The organism is Streptomyces sp. 135 (assembly GCF_020026305.1).
GTDB lineage: Bacteria > Actinomycetota > Actinomycetes > Streptomycetales > Streptomycetaceae > Streptomyces.
In genome coordinates, this window is the sequence record NZ_CP075691.1 from 971409 (window position 1) to 987839 (window position 16431).

The 16431-nt window shown below is 73.2% G+C and carries 14 protein-coding genes and 1 pseudogene; 3 read left to right on the plus strand and 12 right to left on the minus strand.

The genetic code is table 11. The annotated features are described in order from the left end of the window. The first annotated feature begins 102 nt into the window (after nucleotides 1-102). Nucleotides 103-1221 carry a hypothetical protein gene (locus KKZ08_RS04440; protein WP_223773189.1) on the plus strand — a complete coding sequence of 373 codons (1119 nt, stop codon included), beginning with the start codon at nucleotides 103-105 and terminating at the stop codon, nucleotides 1219-1221. A 680-nt stretch (nucleotides 1222-1901) separates the two neighbouring features. Here the strand turns inward: KKZ08_RS04440 and KKZ08_RS04445 are convergent. Then, nucleotides 1902-3380: an integrin alpha gene (locus KKZ08_RS04445; RefSeq protein WP_223773190.1), complete on the minus strand. Its 1479-nt coding sequence runs from the start codon at nucleotides 3378-3380 to the stop codon at nucleotides 1902-1904. 156 nt (nucleotides 3381-3536) lie between these two features. On the opposite strand from KKZ08_RS04445, the gene KKZ08_RS04450 reads away from it, so the two are divergent. Both KKZ08_RS04450 and KKZ08_RS04455 read left to right on the plus strand, forming a co-directional pair. Further along, nucleotides 3537-3941: a DUF779 domain-containing protein gene (locus KKZ08_RS04450; RefSeq protein ID WP_223773191.1), complete on the plus strand. Its 405-nt coding sequence runs from the start codon at nucleotides 3537-3539 to the stop codon at nucleotides 3939-3941. 139 nt (nucleotides 3942-4080) lie between these two features. Beyond that, nucleotides 4081-5271: a phosphodiester glycosidase family protein gene (locus KKZ08_RS04455; RefSeq protein ID WP_223778901.1), complete on the plus strand. Its 1191-nt coding sequence runs from the start codon at nucleotides 4081-4083 to the stop codon at nucleotides 5269-5271. A gap of 18 nt (nucleotides 5272-5289) precedes the next feature. On the opposite strand, the gene KKZ08_RS04460 is transcribed toward KKZ08_RS04455, so the two are convergent. From KKZ08_RS04460 to KKZ08_RS04510, 11 genes and pseudogenes are all read right to left on the minus strand, one after another. Then, entirely contained in the window at nucleotides 5290-6882 is a 1593-nt protein-coding gene (locus KKZ08_RS04460; RefSeq protein ID WP_223773192.1) for a hypothetical protein, read from the minus strand. A gap of 95 nt (nucleotides 6883-6977) precedes the next feature. Then, nucleotides 6978-7172 carry a hypothetical protein gene (locus KKZ08_RS04465; RefSeq protein WP_205036120.1) on the minus strand — a complete coding sequence of 65 codons (195 nt, stop codon included), beginning with the start codon at nucleotides 7170-7172 and terminating at the stop codon, nucleotides 6978-6980. Between the two features lie 103 nt (nucleotides 7173-7275). Next, nucleotides 7276-8142, minus strand: coding sequence for a phosphatidylinositol-specific phospholipase C/glycerophosphodiester phosphodiesterase family protein (locus KKZ08_RS04470; protein WP_223773193.1), 867 nt, complete (start codon nucleotides 8140-8142; stop codon nucleotides 7276-7278). Nucleotides 8143-8263: 121 nt separating this feature from the next. Continuing rightward, on the minus strand, nucleotides 8264-8920 hold the full coding sequence (locus tag KKZ08_RS04475) for an ATP-binding cassette domain-containing protein (RefSeq protein ID WP_223773194.1): 657 nt from the start codon (nucleotides 8918-8920) through the stop codon (nucleotides 8264-8266). Next, nucleotides 8913-9827: an ABC transporter ATP-binding protein gene (locus KKZ08_RS04480; RefSeq protein ID WP_223778902.1), complete on the minus strand. Its 915-nt coding sequence runs from the start codon at nucleotides 9825-9827 to the stop codon at nucleotides 8913-8915. Before KKZ08_RS04480 ends, KKZ08_RS04475 begins: the two co-directional genes overlap by 8 nt. Before the next feature lie 56 nt (nucleotides 9828-9883). Continuing rightward, nucleotides 9884-10750, minus strand: a complete 867-nt coding sequence (locus KKZ08_RS04485; protein WP_223773195.1) for an ABC transporter permease — start codon at nucleotides 10748-10750, stop codon at nucleotides 9884-9886. Next, a pseudogene (locus tag KKZ08_RS04490) lies at nucleotides 10743-11358 on the minus strand (ABC transporter permease). The gene KKZ08_RS04485 and the pseudogene KKZ08_RS04490 overlap by 8 nt, the downstream one beginning before the upstream one ends. A 59-nt stretch (nucleotides 11359-11417) precedes the next feature. Next, a complete protein-coding gene (locus tag KKZ08_RS04495) occupies nucleotides 11418-13007 on the minus strand; it encodes an ABC transporter substrate-binding protein (protein ID WP_223773196.1) in 1590 nt (529 codons plus the stop codon). A gap of 158 nt (nucleotides 13008-13165) precedes the next feature. Continuing rightward, on the minus strand, nucleotides 13166-14257 hold the full coding sequence (locus KKZ08_RS04500; RefSeq protein ID WP_223773197.1) for an acyl-CoA dehydrogenase family protein: 1092 nt from the start codon (nucleotides 14255-14257) through the stop codon (nucleotides 13166-13168). Further along, nucleotides 14254-15441: an acyl-CoA dehydrogenase family protein gene (locus tag KKZ08_RS04505; protein WP_223773198.1), complete on the minus strand. Its 1188-nt coding sequence runs from the start codon at nucleotides 15439-15441 to the stop codon at nucleotides 14254-14256. The genes KKZ08_RS04500 and KKZ08_RS04505 overlap by 4 nt, the downstream gene beginning before the upstream one ends. Next, a complete protein-coding gene (locus KKZ08_RS04510; protein WP_223773199.1) occupies nucleotides 15438-16406 on the minus strand; it encodes an NADPH:quinone oxidoreductase family protein in 969 nt (322 codons plus the stop codon). Before KKZ08_RS04510 ends, KKZ08_RS04505 begins: the two co-directional genes overlap by 4 nt. Between the last annotated feature and the right edge of the window lie 25 nt (nucleotides 16407-16431).

Below are 16431 nucleotides of genomic sequence, written 5' to 3' on the forward strand. Positions count from 1 at the left end.
GCAGTTGACCGCCCACAACTGGCATCCCGTGCATTGACGCCGCGCGAGGCCCGGTTCAGGGTGTTGCCCACACCGAACCCGCGCGCCAAGGAAAGGCCTCTCATGCGAAGACGTGTCTTTGTCCGTGGAATCGCCACCACCGGAGCGGGACTGGCCGTGCCCGCGGCCCTGACCGGCACGGCCGCCACGGCGGCGCCCCGTTCCGCGTCGGCCGCCGCGTCCTGGCGGGGAGTGCCCGCCCCCGGCGGGCAACCGGCCTCGCGCCTTTATGGCGTGGCGGCGGCGGGAGCCGACCTGGCCTGGGCCGTCGGCACCCAGGGCCTCGACAGCACCAGTGACGGCACCGCCATCGCCCTGAGCTGGGACGGCGCCGCCTGGACACCGACCGACCTGTCCCACCTGACGTACGCCACGCTGCGGTCCGTCGCCGTCAGCCCCTCGGGCGGGGCGGCCTGGGCCGTCGGCACCGACACCGCGGGGCACGATCAGCTCCTCGCCTGGGACGGCACGACCTGGCGGGAGACCTCGTTCCCGGGGCGCGGCGAGGCGGGGACGCAGGTGACGGATGTGGCCGCCGGGCCGGACGGCCGCTTCTGGGCGTCGGGGCGGCACGGCGGCCGGGCGGGGCTGCTGAAGGGCGACGGCAAGGGGTGGCGCTGGTGCCGGCCGCTGCCGGACGAGGCCGCGCCCACGCCGGCCGGCGTGCATGTCACGCCCGGCGGGGAGGTGTGGGTCTTCGGCGACGTCATCGCCCGCTGGGACGGCGCCTGGACGGTGATCCCCCGCCTGCTCGGCATCCGCGCGTCGGTCTCCGGCCTGCTGCCGGTCGCCCACGACGACATCTGGCTGACGGGGTGGGCGTACGGGATCGGGGGACCGGCGGGCAAGCCGCCGGGGGTCCGTCTCGAGCACTGGGACGGCACGAAGTGGAACGACGTGAAGGCGCCCTTCGGCGTCGGTATGTTGACCTCGATCGTCGGGGACGCGGACGGCAGGCCCGACCGGATCTCGGGCTGGGACTTCTGGGACCAGAAGCGGGCCCACTACCTGCGCTGGGACGGCACGGCGTGGGTGAGCGAGCGGGGCCCGGAGACACCTTCCGTGGCCCTGCCGGTGGCGCTCGCGCGGATCCCCGGCACGGACGGCGCCCTGTGGTCGGTGGGTACGACTTCCTTCTATCCGTACCCTCCGGCCCAGAACCGCGTCGAACGCTTCGGCTGAGCTGGGGCCGGGAGCTGGGAGTTGAGCCGCTTCCGGCCGCGCCCGGCGGCCGGGGGCCCAGCGGGGTGTCGGCGCGCAGATGGGGGGGAAAGAGCCGGCGCCCCGTCCTGGCACAGCGGGTCGGGACCGCGACGCGGCGACCGCCACCCCGCGGCTGCCGGGCGGCGGCACCGTCGCCCGTCCCACCCCCGCGAACTGTCCAGCCCGGCGGCCTCAGCGGGCCGGGCGCGCCGACCGCACCCGTTCCCCCCGTTCACTCGTCGATCGCCGCGCCCGCGCCCGGCAACCCCTCCCCCGCAATGCGACGCGGCGGCTCCGGGAGATGGCCCGGCACCACCACGCGGCGACCGCCACCCCGCGGCTGCCGGGACGGCGGCGGCGCCAGCAACCGCGAACTGCCCAGCCCGGCGGCCCCCGTCAGCACCGACGGAAGACCCGCCAGGCCCGCACCCTCCCCGCAACGCGCCGCAGCGCTCGGGCGGCGGCCCGGCACCACCACGCGGCGACCGCCACCCGCGGCTGCCGGACGGCGGCACCCACACCGCACCTGGCTGCGCGGCCGCCGTCCCACCACCCACGAACTGCCCGGCCCAGCGGCCCCCGTCAGACCCGACGGAGGCCGCCAGACCCGGCAGCCTCAGCAGGCCGGGGCGGGCCCGACCGCCCCCGTCACCCCCCGCTCACTCGTCGATCGCCGCGCCGAACCCCGCACCCGTGCCCGGTGCGCCCAGTGACGACGCGCCGTATGTCCAGGAACCCGACGCGACGACGCCGCCCGAGCCGGCCGACAGGACCCACACCACGCCGTCACCGGCGTTCTCGCCCGGCGCGGCCGCGAGGAGGCCGAAGCGACCGTCCTTGTTCGGGTCCGTGAGCCGTACCTGCGCGCCCCACTTGTCGCCCTTCTCGGCCACGCCCGGGATGTCCGCGGAGTTCTGGTCCCACGACTTGGCGCCGGTCGCCGTCAGGCCGTTCTCCGAACCCCGCAGCACCCACGCCGCGCCCGCGTCGGCGACGGTGCCGATGTCCTCGCCGGGCGCGCCGATCGCCACGTCCGCGTAACCGTCCCCGTTGGTGTCCGCGACGGACAGGTCCGCGCCCCAGCCGTCACCGCGCTCGGCGGTGCCGGGCACGCCGGTGGAGTCCTGCGTCCACCACTTGGCCTCCTCGCCGAGGCCGTCCGCGGTGCCGTAGCGCACGCCGACCAGACCGCCCGTCATGGTCTCGCCGCCGTCGTCCGGCGAGGCCGGCTCGCCGGTCACCAGGTCGTCGTAACCGTCGTTGTTGATGTCGCCGGAGGCCGCCGCCGGTCCACCGCGCAGCTCACCCTTGTACGTGAGTGCGTCCGCGCTCCCCGCGAAGTGCACGGACCAGCCGTGCCCCGGCTCCTCGGGCCCCGCGGTCACGCCGGAGACGACGAGGTCGGCGTAGCCGTTGTCGTCGTAGTCGCCGGTGGTGAGGGACTTCGGCAGGATGTCGCGCTCCTGGGCGGCCGCGCCGAGCCGCTGGGTGTCCTGACGGCGCAGCGGGGCCTCGCCGGGCTGCGGCGAGGCGTCGTACACGAAGAGGTGCAGGTCGTCACGGTCCAGGACGGCGAGCACGTCACCCGGCGTGTCGCCGGTGAGGTGCGCCGCGGCGAGACCCTCGCCGAACCGCTCGCCCTGGGTGGGCTCCTGCGCCTCCAGCCAGTCGCTCGCCGAGCCGCTGAGCCCGTCCTTCGAGCCCCACAGGATCGCGACTCCACCGGCGTCCGCCCGGTCGCCGAGGTCCTCACCCGGGATACCGACGACCGCGTCGTCGTAACCGTCGGCGTCCAGGTCGCCCGTGGCGACGGCCTTGCCGAAGGCGTCGCCCGCCTCGGCGGCGCCGGCGACCCCGGACGTCGACTGGCTGAACCGGTCGACGTCGGTCGTGCCGATGCCTCTGGTCGAGCCGTACTGGACCGTGACGAGTCCGGCGCCCTTCTGACCGCTGACCGTGGCGCCCGGAGCGCCGACCAGCACGTCCTCGTATCCGTCGCCGTTGAAGTCGCTGTTGCGGTCGTCGGCGTGCGTACCCCCAGGGGTGCCGGCGAAGGCGGAGGGGGCGGCGGCGATACCGGCCCCGGTCAGCAGAAGGAACGATGCCGCGGCGAGGGCGGCCGAACGGTTCTTGCGCACGAGCGGCTCCTGTGAAGGAAGGTGGCCGGGCAGGCGCGGGGGTGTCCGGAAAGGGCCCGTTCCTTGTCCGGCGCCCTGTTCGACACGGCATGGGCCCCAAGGGTTGTACGGGGCCCCGCAACCCCGTTGCAACGTGCCGAGGGGCAGGCTCGTCCCATGGACCGCCATGAGAGCAAGGACGACACCGCCCGCGTGGAGCTGACGCCCGCCGCGGCCGACCTGCTGCGGCTTCTGCGCGACAAGCACGGGCCGCTGATGTTCCATCAGTCCGGCGGCTGCTGCGACGGCAGCGCGCCCATGTGCTACCCCGACGGGGAGTTCCGTACCGGCGATTCGGACGTACGGCTCGCGTCGCTCCCCGTCGAAGGCGTACCGGAGCCCATACCCTTCTGGATGTCCAAGAGCCAGTACGAAGCATGGAGCCACACCCGGCTGATCGTGGACGTGGTGCCCGGGCGCGGCAGCGGCTTCTCGCTGGAGACTCCGGAAGGCGTCCGTTTCCTGATCCGTTCCCGGCTGGTCGGGGCCTGGCCACCACCGCACTCTGGTGAACTCCGCTGACCGCTGGGACAGTTGACGCCCGGCCGACCCCAGGGGGGAATCTGTGACACGGCAGACACGGCAGACACGGCACGGCGGACGGTTCAGAACCGCCCTCGCCCTCATCTCGACGCTCGGCACGCTGGCCGGTGCGGCTCTCATGGGAGCGGCACCGGCCGGCGGCACCGAGGGCGACACCCGGCGGGCGGCGGCCACGCGGATCGCGCCGGGGGTGGAGTACCGGTACTTCGACGTCCCGGCCTCGCGCGGCACCGCCCGCGCCCATGTGCTCGACGTCGACCTGCGCGATCCGCGCACCGCCGTCGGCCTGCTGTACCCGGGCAAGGTCGCCGCCCGCTCGCCCGTCTCGGCCCTCGCGGACGGGGCGGGCGCGGTCGGCGGGATCAACGGCGACTTCTTCAACATCACCGAGACGCAGCACCCCGGCGTCGAGGCGACCGGCGCGCCCGTCGGGCCGGCGATCGCGAACGGCCGCGCGCTGAAGGCCGCCGTGCCGAACGGGCAGCGCTTCGGCCCCGCCATGCCGCCGGGCATCACGACCGAGGCCGTCCTCGGGGTGGGCGTGGACCGCAGGGCCCGCCTGGACAGGCTCACGCTCGACGGTGTGCTGCGCACCCGGGACGCCCGGCTCCGGCTGGGCGGGCTGAACCAGTACGCGCTGCCGGTGGATTCCGTCGGCGCGTTCACCAGCGACTGGGGCGCCGTCTCGCGGGTGCGCGCGACGTGCGGCACGGACACGAGCCGGGGCGCGCCGTGCAGTACGGACACGCACGAGGTGACGGTCCGCCACGGGCGTGTCGTGGCCTCGGCCGACACGCCGGGCAGCGGCCCGATCGCCGGTGACAGCACGGTCCTGGTCGGCCGTGAGGCGGGCGCACAGCAGCTGCGCAAGCTGTCGACGGGCGACCGCGTGCAGGTCAGGCACCGCCTGGTGGCCGCGGAGTCCCGCATTCCGTTCCGTTTCGCGCTCGGCGGCTACCCCGTGCTGCGGGACGGCGCGCCGCTGCCCGGCCTGGACTCCACCACCTCGGCGGTGCGGACGGCCGCCGGGATCGCCGACGGCGGCCGGCGCCTGGTGCTGCTCTCACTGGACGGCTCCCCCGAGTTCCGTACGGGCCTGACGATCGCCGAAGTGGCACGGACGCTGCGCGGACTGGGTGCCGAGGACGGTTTCAGCCTGGACGGCGGAGGCTCCTCCACGCTGGTCTCGTCCACGTCCACGCTGGTCGCGCGGGCGCCGGGCGCCGACGCCGTGACCGTGCGCAACAACCCCAGCGGTGGGGTGGAGCGCCCGGTGCCCAACGGCATCGGCGTGTTCTCCCGGACGTGAGCGGAGCGCCCCGGCGGTTCACCGCGTGTCCCGCACCGCCACCAGGCCGTTGAAGACGCCCACGTACGCCGTTCCGTCGGGGCCCAGCGTCACGGGCGCCCAGTTGTTGTCGTACGCGACACCCGTGCCGGCGAACCGCTTCCACCGGGTCTCGCCGGTGCGGAAGTCGACGGCGGTCAGGTACCAGGCGTCGATACCGAGGCTGCTGGGCTCCTTCGTGTAGAAGTACAGCAGGCCGTTGGCCGTGGAGAGTTTGGGCACCGTCGAGGGGGCGCGCACGCCGCTCTCCCACACCGTGTCGCAGCCGCTGCCGTCCTCGCGTACGTCGATCCTGGTGGCGCCGCCGACGACGCTGCGGCCGAGGGTGAGCGAGGTGATGTTCTCGTAGCCGTAGTTGTTCTCGACGACCAGGCTGTCGCCCCAGGAGATCAGGGAGTTGTCGGTGGTCGACGCGCCGGAGCGGAAGACGGGGACCTTGCAGACGAGCCGCCGCCCGCCCGGCACGTCGGCGCCGCGCCGGTAGACCAGGACGTTCATGCGGTCGTCGGCGTTGTCGGTGATCGCCACGTAGTCCTCGCGTGCGCCGAAGAGGTCGGGGGTGGTGCCCGAGCCCTGGTTCACGGAGCCCGGCTTGGTGCCGGTGCCGCGGTCGTACGTCTCGCGCCAGACGATCTCGGGCGTGCCGTCCGGGGCGGCCCGGAAGCTGTAGAGGGCGCGGTCGGAGACGATCGATACGCCGTCCTCGGCGACGGAGAAGGAGTTCTGGATCTCCTCGCCGTCGAGCCGGATGGAGCGGATGGTGCCGGTGGCCGGGTCGACGGTGCCGACACGGCCCTGCCGCGTCACCCACCAGATGCGCCCGTCCCAGTCCGGCATCACGGAGGTGACCGGGTCACATTCGCCACTGGGGTAGAGATTTGACCAGGTCACGCAGTCGTGCGGAACGTGCGCCGTCAGGTCCCACTCCTTGTCGACGACGAAGCGCCAGTCGCCGTCGGCCGCCCGCTCGTGGGCGAGCCGGACGATGTGCTGGCGGGAGTCGGCGAGGACGAGGCGGTCCTTGTCGTCGAGGTAGGAGTAGGCGCCGCCGGAGGTGTCCTTGAAGATCTTGGAGAAGTCGAGCCGGGTGATGGCCTCGACGGTCGAGGGCCGTTGCGGGAGTTCGTACTCGGCGAGCGTGTCGAGCGTCTTGGGGTCGAGCAGCTTGACCAGGAAGCCGGTGAAGGTGCCGCAGACGGTGACGATCCGTCCGTCGCGGTCGAAGGTGACGGTCGCGCACTCGCCGCCGAGGGCCGCCATCTTCTCGCTGTCGGCCTCGGGCCGCTTCCCCAGGGGGCCGCTCCAGGGGTACGTTCCGCTGCCCGCGGCGTCGGCGTGCATGCCGCTGCGGCCGTTGGCGGCGAGGTGGGGGTGCTGGGGCGGCGGGGTGCCGGGCAGCGGCCGGGCGGCCGCGGGCGCCCCCTCGTAACTCTTGACGAGCCGGTGTCCGGGCGCCTTGGGGATGTCGTCGGCGCGGGCGGGGCCGGGGGCGGCGAGGGTGGCCGCGACGGCGGTCACCGTCACGGCCAGGGCGAGGGCGGTGCGCGGGATGCTCCGGGACATGCGTGGCATGCGCCGAAGCTAGGACCACCCGCTTGAAGTGTCCATGAAACAGCGTCAGTTGTGCATGAAAACGGCTCGGTTGTTCATGACGCCGCAAGGAACGCTCACGGCTGGAGCCCGCTGACGATGTGGGCGGTGGCCGTCAGGCCGTCGTGGATGGTCGGCGCCATGCTGCTGCTCGCCAGGTAGAACCCGAGCAGGGCGCAGACGATGGCGTGGGAGATCTTCAGCGCGCCGTTGCGCAGAAAGACCACCGCCAGGATGAGCAGCAACAGCACCACAGAGATCGAGACAGCCATGGAACCTCCTCCGCCACGCGACACCGCGGCTCTCGGCCGTCAGTGTCGCGTAACGGAGGGTGCGTCCGGGCCTCTGACCTGTGCTCCGAACGGGTGTTACTTGTCAGCGGCCGTGGGCGTCGAGGAAGGCTGCAAGCCCCGCGAGGTCGTCGGTGTTGAGGTGATCGACGCCGGCGGCGAGCAGTTCCGCCCAGACCGCGTCGCGCTGCGGACCGGGCAGGTCGGGCGTCGCCCAGAAACGGACACGCTGCCCGCGCGCGTGCGCGGCGGAGACGATGCCGCGCAGCTTGTCGCGCTCGGCGGCGGGCATGGGTCCCGCGCCCTGCCAGCCGAAGTGGAGCGACCAGTTGTCGCTGATGAGCGGGATCAGGGAGGCGGGCGCCGGGGTCCCGAGGTCGGCGAGACGGCCGTCGTAGAAGGCGTACCGGACCCGCTGCGCCTCCATCGGGGCGCGGGCCGCGCGGTGCCCGGAGACGACCGCCGTGACCGCGGAGCGGCGCACCTTCCCGTGGACGTACGAGGTGAACAGGTGGCGGTAGGGCCGCAGATGGCGGTGGAGCTCGGCGTACGTGGACGCGCCCTCGGTCTTGATGTCGATCAGGAGCTGGAAGGGGGTGCGGTGGTGCCCCCGGTACACGGAGCCGTGGTGGGCGCGGACACGGGCGGCCAGCGGTTCGAGGTAGAGGGATTCGAGGGTGCGGGCGGGGTCGAGGTCCACGGGGTCGTGGGCGACGAGGAGTTGTCCGTCGACGAGGTAGATGTCGGCCTCGACGCTGCCGAAGCGGTGGTCGAGTGCGTCGAGGAGCGGCCTGGGGTGTTCGTAGTCGTTGTGCGCGTGGGCGCGGATGAGGGGGCGGGGGCGCGGATGCCGGCCGCGCTCGTCCGCCCCGGCCTGGGCGGGTATCGCGATGCTGCCGGCAAGGGCGGCACCGAGGGCGGTCAGGGCTCTGCGACGGCTGGTGAGGGCCATGTCTTCCTCCCTGGGTCGATAGGAACCTCAGTGAGTATGACCCCTGCCCCAACGGGCGCGAGGAACTGCGCGACCAGCCACCCCCAACCCGCACCCCACGACGCACCCCCAGAGGCACCCCCTACTCGGCCACCTCCCCCCACCCCACCGTGCGATCACACCACCGCTCAAGCAGCACCCGATCATGACCGACAGCCAACAACCCCGCCCCGGACTCCCCCCGGTACTCCTCCACGACGTGGACCAACGCCGCCGTCGTCGAAGCATCCAGCATCGCCGTCATCTCGTCACAGATCAGCCACCGCGGGCCCAGCACCAACGCACGGGCCAGGCAGGCCCGCTGCAGCTGCCCATCGCTGACCTCGTGCGGGCGGCGCCCCATGAGGTCCTTGCCGAGGCCGACGCGGGCCGCCAGCTCCGGTACGAGCGCGGTGACTTCGGCGGAACGGCCCACCGCCCGCAGCGGCTCGGCGATCAGATCCCGCAGCGCCAGCCGGGGATCGGCGGAGAGCCTCGGCTGCTGGAAGACGACGCCGAAGGCGGTGCGCTGCTCGCGCGGGGCCCGGTGGCGCCAGCCTCCCGCGACGGTGCCGTCGATGACGACCTGCCCGGCGTCGGGGCGGTGCAGCAGCGCCGCGACCCGCGCCAGCGTCGACTTGCCGCAGCCACTGGGTCCAAGCAGCCCCACCGACTCGCCGGAGGCGATGGTGAGGTTCGCCGAGCGGACGACGGGGGCGCGCCGGTCGTATCCGGCGGTGATCGCGCGCAGTTCAAGCACGGGGCGCCTCCAGCACATCCACGTGGGGGTGGTGGCAGGCGGCCCCGCCACTGAGCGCGGGCACGGCGCCGCACGCCTCGTCGGCCCGTTCGCACCGCGCCGCGAACGCGCAGCCCGCCGGCAGCGCGGACAGCTCGGGCGGCAGCCCGGGGACGGGCGCGAACTCCCGCTCCGGCAGGGCGTTCAGGAGCCCCCGGGCATACGGATGGCGGGGCCCGCGCGCGCCGAAGAAGTCGGGGGCGTCGGCGATCTCGACGACACGGCTCGCGTACATCACGGCGACACGGTCGGCGATGCGTTCGGCGGCGGCCAGGTCGTGGGTGATCAGGAGCAGCGCGCGGTCGTCCCCGACGTGCCGGCGCAGTTCGTCGACGGTGCGGTCCACGAGGTCACGGTCGAGGCCGGTCGTCGGTTCGTCGGCGAGCAGCAGGGGCGCGTCGCCGATGAGGGCGAGCGCGGTGGCGGCGCGCTGGGCGAGGCCGCCGGACAGCTCGTGGGGGTAGCGGTCGAGGTGCCCGGCGGGGAACGCGGCCCGCGCGGCGGCGGCTTCGGCGGCGGCGCGCCCGTCCGCCCTGCGCACCCCGGTCAGCTCCCGCACGGTCTCCTCCAGCTGGGACCGCACGGTCCGTACCGGCGTGAGGTGCGCGGCGGGGCTCTGCGGTACGAGGCCGACGCGCCGCCCGCGCACGGTGCGGGCGAGGGTGCGCTCGTCGGCGGTGAGCAGATCGGTGCCGTCGCCGAGCAGCGCCGAACCGGCCGTCTCCGCGTTCTCGGGGAGCAGGCCGAGCAGCGCGGAGGCCAGCACGGACTTGCCGCAGCCGCTCTCGCCGACCAGGGCGAGGCACTCCCCCGCCGCGAGGTCGAAGGTGGCGTCGGTGACGGCGGAGACGTGGCTGCCGCCGCGCATGCGGAAGCGTACGGAGAGCCCCCGTACGGACAGCACGGGAGACGCGTCGGGGACCGTCACAGCATCAGCTCCGATCGGCGCCGGGGATTGATCCGTTCCCGCCAGGCGCCCGCGAGGCCCGCGATCGCCAGGGTGGGCACGATGATGAACAGGCCGGGGAAGAGCGTCGGCCACCAGTCGCCCGCGAGGAGCGAACCGCGGGCGCTCTGGACGAGCGTGCCGAGGCTGGCCTGGTGGGTGGGGAGTCCGAGGCCGAGGAAGGACAGCGCGGACTCGTGCCAGATGGCGTGCGGCACCATCAGGACGGCGGCGAGCCCGGCCTGCGGCAGGACGCCGGGCAGCAGGTGGCGCACCGCGACGCGCAGGCGTGAGGCGCCGCCCGAGATGGCCGCGTCGACGTAGGGCCGTGAGCGCAGGGAGAGCACCTCGGCGCGCACGATGCGGGCGGTGGAGAGCCAGTGCGTGAGTGCCACGGAGACGACGACGGGCCATACGCCGGGCCGGAACATCGCCACGATGAAGATGCCGAGCAGCAGGTGCGGCACGGACGAGAAGACGTCCACGAGCCGCATCACGATCCGGTCCACCCAGCCGCCGGATGCGGCGGCGAGGGCGCCGACCGCCGTGCCGATGACGGTGGCGACGACGGCCGCGACCACACCGACAAGGAGCGAGACCCGCAGCCCGTACACGCAGCGCAGCAGCAGGTCACGCCCGACGTCGTCCGTCCCGAAGGGGTGCTCCCAAGACGGCGGCTGAAGCTTGGCCGCCAGGTCGACGGCCTGCTCGTCGAGGTTGACGAGGGGCGGGACGACGAGGACGGCGAGGACGACCGCGGCGACGATCACCGCGGAGGAGCGCACCCGCCACGCGCGCGTGGAGCGACGTACGCCCCCATGGGCGCGCCATGCGAGGTCAGCCATCGAAACCCACCCTCGGATCGGCGAGGCCGTACAGGAGGTCGGCCACGAGGTTGCCCAGGAGGACCGCGGCCGTGGCGAGCGCGGTCAGGTCGAGCACCGGGAGCAGCACGCGGTGAGTTCGCGCCCGAACGGGCAGCCAGAGCGCGGGCGAGCAGGCCGAGCCAGAACGGCGGCGCCGCTTCGAGGGTGTACGCGAGGGAGGTCACGGCGCGGTCGAGCCAGCCGCCGGGGCGGCGCGCGGCGAGGACGCCGAGGGCAGTGCCGAGCAGGATGGCGACGACGAAGGCGGTCGCGGCGAGCAGCACGGACCAGCCGACGCGTTCGCCGATGACGTCGGCGACGGGCTGGCGCAGCGTGCTGGAGTCGCCGAGGTCACCGGTGAGGGCCGAGGTCAGCCAGTCCCACCAGCGGGTGGCCAGCGGCCGGTCGACGCCGAGGTTGGCGCGCAGCTGGTCGAGGTTCTCCTGCGAGGCGGTGAGTCCGGCGGTGCCCGCGTACGCCTTGACGGGGTCGAACGGCGAGGCGGCGGCGATGGCGAAGACACCGAAGGTGACGACGAGCAGGACGGGCACGGCGAACAGCAGCCGCCGTCCCGCGAGGCGCGCCATCGGCCCCCAGGGGAGGCGACGCCGCGTCGCCTTCCCCGGAGCCTCGGATATCGCCGACGTCACTTCTTCGGCTGCCAGTCCTCGACGTTCCACCAGGGGCCGGACGCCAGGCCGTGGTCGTGCGGCTCGACCTGCGTGCTCAGGTCGCCGAACTTCTTGTCGACGACGTAGAGGTGGTCGATGTGCGTGAGGAACGTGTAGCCGGGGTTCTTCACCAGTTCGCGCTGGATGGTGTCGTAGGCGGCCTGGCGCTTCGCGTGGTCGCCGCTCTTGCGGGCGTCCTCCAGGGCCTTGTCGACCTTGGGGTTGTCGTAGTGCGCCATGTTGTTGAAGCCGTCACCGGCGAGGGAGGACTTCAAAAGCGTGTACTGGTCGAAGTCCGGGTCGGCCGGGGAGCCGCCGCCCGCGAGGACCGCGTCCTTCGGCATGCGCGGTTCGATGACCTCCCAGGTGCCGGACTGCACCTCTACCTTGATGCCGAGCTTCTTGGCGTCGGAGGCGTAGGCGAGGGCGTGGTCCTGGCGGAGCTTGTCGCCGGAGAGGTACCAGAGCGGGAACGTCGCCCGGACTCCGTCCTTCTCGCGGATGCCGTCCTTGCCCGGCTTCCACCCGGCGTCGTCGAGGATCTTCTTCGCCTTGGCGGCGTCGAACTCGCGCTCGGTTCCCTTGGTGAACCACGGGCTGTCGGTCGGGACCGGGCCGTAGGCCTCCTTGCCCGCGCCGTCCAGGATCGAGTCGACCATGGCCTTGCGGTCGACGCCCACGTCGAGGGCGCGGCGGATGTCGGTGTCGCCGGCGACCTTGTTGCCGGTGGGCAGCGTCACGACGCGGTAGTCGAAGGTCTTGGCTGCGTACGTCTTCTTGCCGCTGTCGCCCTTGTACTTCTTGGCGAGGTTCGGCGGCAGGATCGCGCCGTCGAGCTCACCGGCGTCGAGCCGGGTGGCCCGCACGTCGTCGTCCTTGATGATCGCCATCGTGAAGTTCTTGATCTTCGGCGCGCCGCCCCAGTAGTCGGGGTTGGCCTTGAAGGTCAGCTTCTCGCCCTTGGACCACTTGACCAGCTCGTAGGGGCCTGTGCCGACGGGCTTGGTGGTGAAGGCGCCGTTGTTCACGTCCTGCTTGCCCGCGATGTGCTCGGGGGCGATGGGCAGGACGGTGCGCTCGGCGAAGGGCGCGTAGGGGTACTTGAGGTGGAAGACGACCGTGTCGTCCCCCTTGGCCTCGACGCTCTTGACGGCGTCCAGCTCGGTCTTGGAGGCGTTGTTGGTCTTCTTGTCGAGGATCGTCTCGTACGTGAAGACGACGTCCTTGGCGGAGAAGGGCTTCCCGTCGCTGAACTTGACGCCCTCGCGCAGCTTGTACGTGTAGGTCCGGCCGCCGTCGGTGACCTTGGGCAGCTCGGCCGCGAGGGCGGGCTTGAGCTTCATGTCGGCGTCGTGCGTGAGCAGCCCGTCGAAGATCTTCGAGTTGCCGTCCTTGCCGTAGCCGAGGAGGGGGCTGAGGGTGTCGGGCTCGTAGGCGATGCCGACGACCGCCGAGTCCTTCGCGCTCCCGCCGCCGTCGCCCGGCGCCGAGCAGGCGGAGGCCGCGACCGCTATCGCGATGGCCGCGGCCACGCCGCCCGTGCCCCGTATCGATCGGGCCCTCATGCTCCACACCCCTACTGAAGATCAACCGTTGTTGCGAACGGCTCGCAATTATGCCTTACCCCGCGAGGGGGCAAAGCCGCAGCCCGCACGCGGCACGTGCGGGCTGCATCGAACGGTGTCGGGGTGTGTCCGCAGGTCAGGACGGTGACGCGGTGGTGTCAGGGCGCCGGAAGCTCGACCATCTCCGCCAGCGCCTCGCGATGGCGCCCGGCCGTGCCGTAGGCGATCGAGTCGGCCTTGGCGCGCTTGAGGTACAGGTGCACGGGGTGCTCCCAGGTCATGCCGATGCCGCCGTGCAGTTGCAGGGCCTCCTCGGCGGCGCGCACCGCGACGGGTGCCGCGTACGCCTGTGCCAGTGCCGCGGCGAGGTTCGGCTCGTCGCTCCCCGCGGCCAGGGCGTCCGCGGCGTGCCGGGCGGCGGCCCGGGTGTTCACGACCTCCAGCCAGAGCTGGGCGAGGCGGTGCTTGAGTGCCTGGAAGGAGCCGACGGGCCGGTTGAACTGGTGGCGCTCCTTCACGTACCGCACCGTCTCGGTCAGGCACCATTCGGCGATGCCCAGCTGCTCGGAGGCGAGCAGTCCCGCTCCGGCCCGCAGCCCTTGCGCGACGGCGTGCCGCGCGTCCTGCGTGAGGACACGCGCGCGTGCCCCGTCGAAGGTGACCGTGGCGATCCTGCGGGTGAGGTCCAGCGAGGTCTGCGGGCTGACGGTGACGCCGTCCTGGTCCGTGTCGACGGCGAAGAGCGCGCCGCCCGCCGGGACGAGCAGGACATCGGCGCCATCCGCGTCCGCGATGCCGGTCAACTCCCCGTGCAGGGTGCCGTCTTCGTGGCGTACGTCCTTGAAGGGGGCGCCGGGCGCGGCGGCGAGGCTCACCGCGAGCGCGCCGACCGTGCGTCCGGAGGCGAGCGCGCCGAGCAGTCCCGTGGCCTCGCTGGCGTCGCAGGCGAGCAGCGTTTCCGTGGCGACGACGGCGCTGGTGAGGTAGGGCACGGGCGCCACCGCGCGGCCCAGCTCCTCCAGGACGACGGCGGCCTCGCGGTGGGTGGCGCCCTGGCCGCCCAGTTCCTCGGGCACGAGGAGGCCCGCGAGCCCCATGCCGTCGGTGAGGGCCTTCCACAGCTCGCGGTCGTGCGGGACGTCGGTCTCGGCGCGGGCCAGCACGGACGCGGCGTCGCAGCGGTCGGTGAGCAGGTCGCGCACCGCCGAGCGCAGTGCCTCTTCCTCTTCGGAGTAGAGCAGGTCAGTCATCGCGCGAGGTCCTTCCAGGCGACGTCCTTGTCGGTGCGGGGCTCGGAGGGCAGTCCGAGGACGCGCTCGGCGACGATGTTCAGCAGGACCTCGCTGGTCCCGCCCTCGATGCTGTTGCCCTTGGAGCGCAGATAGCGGTAGCCCGCGTCGCGGCCCGTGAAGTCGACGATTTCGGGGCGGCGCATCGTCCAGTCCTCGTACAACAGCCCTTCCTCACCCAGGAGTTCGACCTCCAGGCCGCTGATCTCCTGGTTGAGGCGGGCGAAGCCGAGCTTCATTCCGGAGCCCTCGGGGCCCGGCTGGCCCGCGACGAGCTGCTGGCGCAGCCGCTCGCCGGTGAGCCGGGCGACCTCGGCGTCGACCCAGAGTGTCATCAGGCGCTGGTGGAGGTCGTGGGTGCGCAGCTCGGGGCGGTCGCGCCACGCCTTGGCGACGGGCCCGATCATGCCGCCCTCGCGGGGGACGCGCATGCCGCCGATGGAGACGCGCTCGTTCATGAGCGTGGTCTGCGCGACCTTCCAGCCCTCGCCGACCGCGCCGAGGCGGTGCGCGTCGGGGATGCGCACGTCGGTCAGGAAGACCTCGTTGAACTCGGCCTCCCCGGTGATCTGGCGCAGCGGCCGCACCTCGACGCCCGGGTCGGTCATGTCACACACGAAGTACGTGATGCCGCGGTGCTTGGGCTGCTCGGGGTCGGTGCGGGCGATGAGGATGGCCCAGCGCGCGGTGTGGGCGCTGGAGGTCCACACCTTCTGGCCGTTGACGATCCAGTCGCCGCTCGCCTCGTCGCGGACGGCGCGCGTGCCGAGCGCGGCGAGGTCGGATCCGGCGCCCGGCTCACTGAAGAGCTGGCACCACACCTCCTCGCCGGTCCACAGCGGGCGCAGGAAGCGGCGCTTCTGCTCCTCCGTGCCGAAGCCGAGGACGGTCGGCGCGGCCATGCCGAGGCCGATGCCGATCCGGCGCGGGTCGTTGTCGGGCGCGCCCGCCGCCTCCAGCTCGGCCTCCACGACGGCTTGCAGGGAGCGCGGCACGCCGAGGCCGCCGAGGCCTTCGGGGTAGTGCACCCAGGCGAGGCCGGCGTCGAAGCGGGCCTTGAGGAAGGTGTCGCGGTCGGTGCTCGCGGGCGGGTGCGCGGCGAGGAACTCCTGTGTACGGGTCCGCAGTTCGGCGGCGTCGGTCATGCCGCACCGCCCTGCGGCAGGACGGCCACGCGTCCGGTGGTGACGCCGTCGGCGACCCGCTGCACGGCCGCGGCGGCGTCGGCCATCGGCACGCGCTCGCTCACCAGCGGCTTGATGGCGCCCTTCGCGGCCAGCTCGGTCAGCTCCTCGTGGCAGCGCCGGATCGCGCGCGGGTCCTTGGTGTTGTAGAGGCCCCAGTGCAGGCCCATGATCGTGTAGTTCTTGACCAGGGCGTGGTTGAGAGCGGGCGAGGGGATGGAGCCGCTCGCGAAGCCGACGACCACGATGCGGCCCTCGAAGGCCACGCACTTCGCGGACTTGGCGTACGCGTCGCCGCCCACGGGGTCGTAGATCACGTCCGCGCCGCGGCCCTCGGTGGCGTCCTTGACGGCGGCGATGACGTCGTCGGCGCGCCGGTCCAGGACGAGGTCGCAGCCGAGCTCGCGGGCGACCGCCGCCTTGTCCGCGCCTCCGACGACGCCGATGACCTTGGCGCCCGCGGCCTTGCCGAGCTGCACGGCGGCGCTGCCGACGCCGCCGGCCGCCGCGTGCACGAGGAGGGTCTCGCCCTCCTGGAGGTGCGCCCGGCGGTGCAGGCCGAACCAGCCCGTCTGGTAGCCGATGTGCAGCGCCGCGGCCTCCGCGTCGTCCAGCGCGTCGGGCGCGGGGAGCAGGGCGGCCGCGTCCGCGACGGCGTACTCGGCGAAGCCGCCGTAGGGCAGCGCGGGGTTGGCGAGCACGCGCCGCCCGTCCTCGGTCTCGCCGCAGATCTCCACACCCGGCGTGAAGGGCAGCGGGGGCCTGACCTGGTACTGGCCGCGGCAGAGGAGCGCGTCGGGGAAGTTGATGTTCGCGGCGCGGACCTTCAGGAGCACCTGGCCGCCGGCGGGCTCCGGGCGGTCGGTCTCCACGAGGCGCATCACCTCGCCCGGCTCGCCGTTCTCGTGCACTTGCCATGCCTGCATGCGGGGCCTCCACGGGGCTGTCGTA

What these genes read in the sequence shown, in the direction of transcription:
- KKZ08_RS04440 (WP_223773189.1), top strand. Translation starts at nt 103, where the DNA reads ATGCGAAGACGTGTCTTTGTCCGTGGAATCGCCACCACCGGAGCGGGA.
- KKZ08_RS04450 (WP_223773191.1), top strand. Translation starts at nt 3,537, where the DNA reads ATGGACCGCCATGAGAGCAAGGACGACACCGCCCGCGTGGAGCTGACG.
- KKZ08_RS04455 (WP_223778901.1), top strand. Translation starts at nt 4,081, where the DNA reads ATGGGAGCGGCACCGGCCGGCGGCACCGAGGGCGACACCCGGCGGGCG.
- KKZ08_RS04460 (WP_223773192.1), bottom strand. Translation starts at nt 6,882, where the DNA reads ATGCCACGCATGTCCCGGAGCATCCCGCGCACCGCCCTCGCCCTGGCC.
- KKZ08_RS04465 (WP_205036120.1), bottom strand. Translation starts at nt 7,172, where the DNA reads ATGGCTGTCTCGATCTCTGTGGTGCTGTTGCTGCTCATCCTGGCGGTG.
- KKZ08_RS04470 (WP_223773193.1), bottom strand. Translation starts at nt 8,142, where the DNA reads ATGGCCCTCACCAGCCGTCGCAGAGCCCTGACCGCCCTCGGTGCCGCC.
- KKZ08_RS04480 (WP_223778902.1), bottom strand. Translation starts at nt 9,827, where the DNA reads ATGCGCGGCGGCAGCCACGTCTCCGCCGTCACCGACGCCACCTTCGAC.
- KKZ08_RS04485 (WP_223773195.1), bottom strand. Translation starts at nt 10,750, where the DNA reads ATGGCTGACCTCGCATGGCGCGCCCATGGGGGCGTACGTCGCTCCACG.
- KKZ08_RS04495 (WP_223773196.1), bottom strand. Translation starts at nt 13,007, where the DNA reads ATGAGGGCCCGATCGATACGGGGCACGGGCGGCGTGGCCGCGGCCATC.
- KKZ08_RS04500 (WP_223773197.1), bottom strand. Translation starts at nt 14,257, where the DNA reads ATGACTGACCTGCTCTACTCCGAAGAGGAAGAGGCACTGCGCTCGGCG.
- KKZ08_RS04505 (WP_223773198.1), bottom strand. Translation starts at nt 15,441, where the DNA reads ATGACCGACGCCGCCGAACTGCGGACCCGTACACAGGAGTTCCTCGCC.
- KKZ08_RS04510 (WP_223773199.1), bottom strand. Translation starts at nt 16,406, where the DNA reads ATGCAGGCATGGCAAGTGCACGAGAACGGCGAGCCGGGCGAGGTGATG.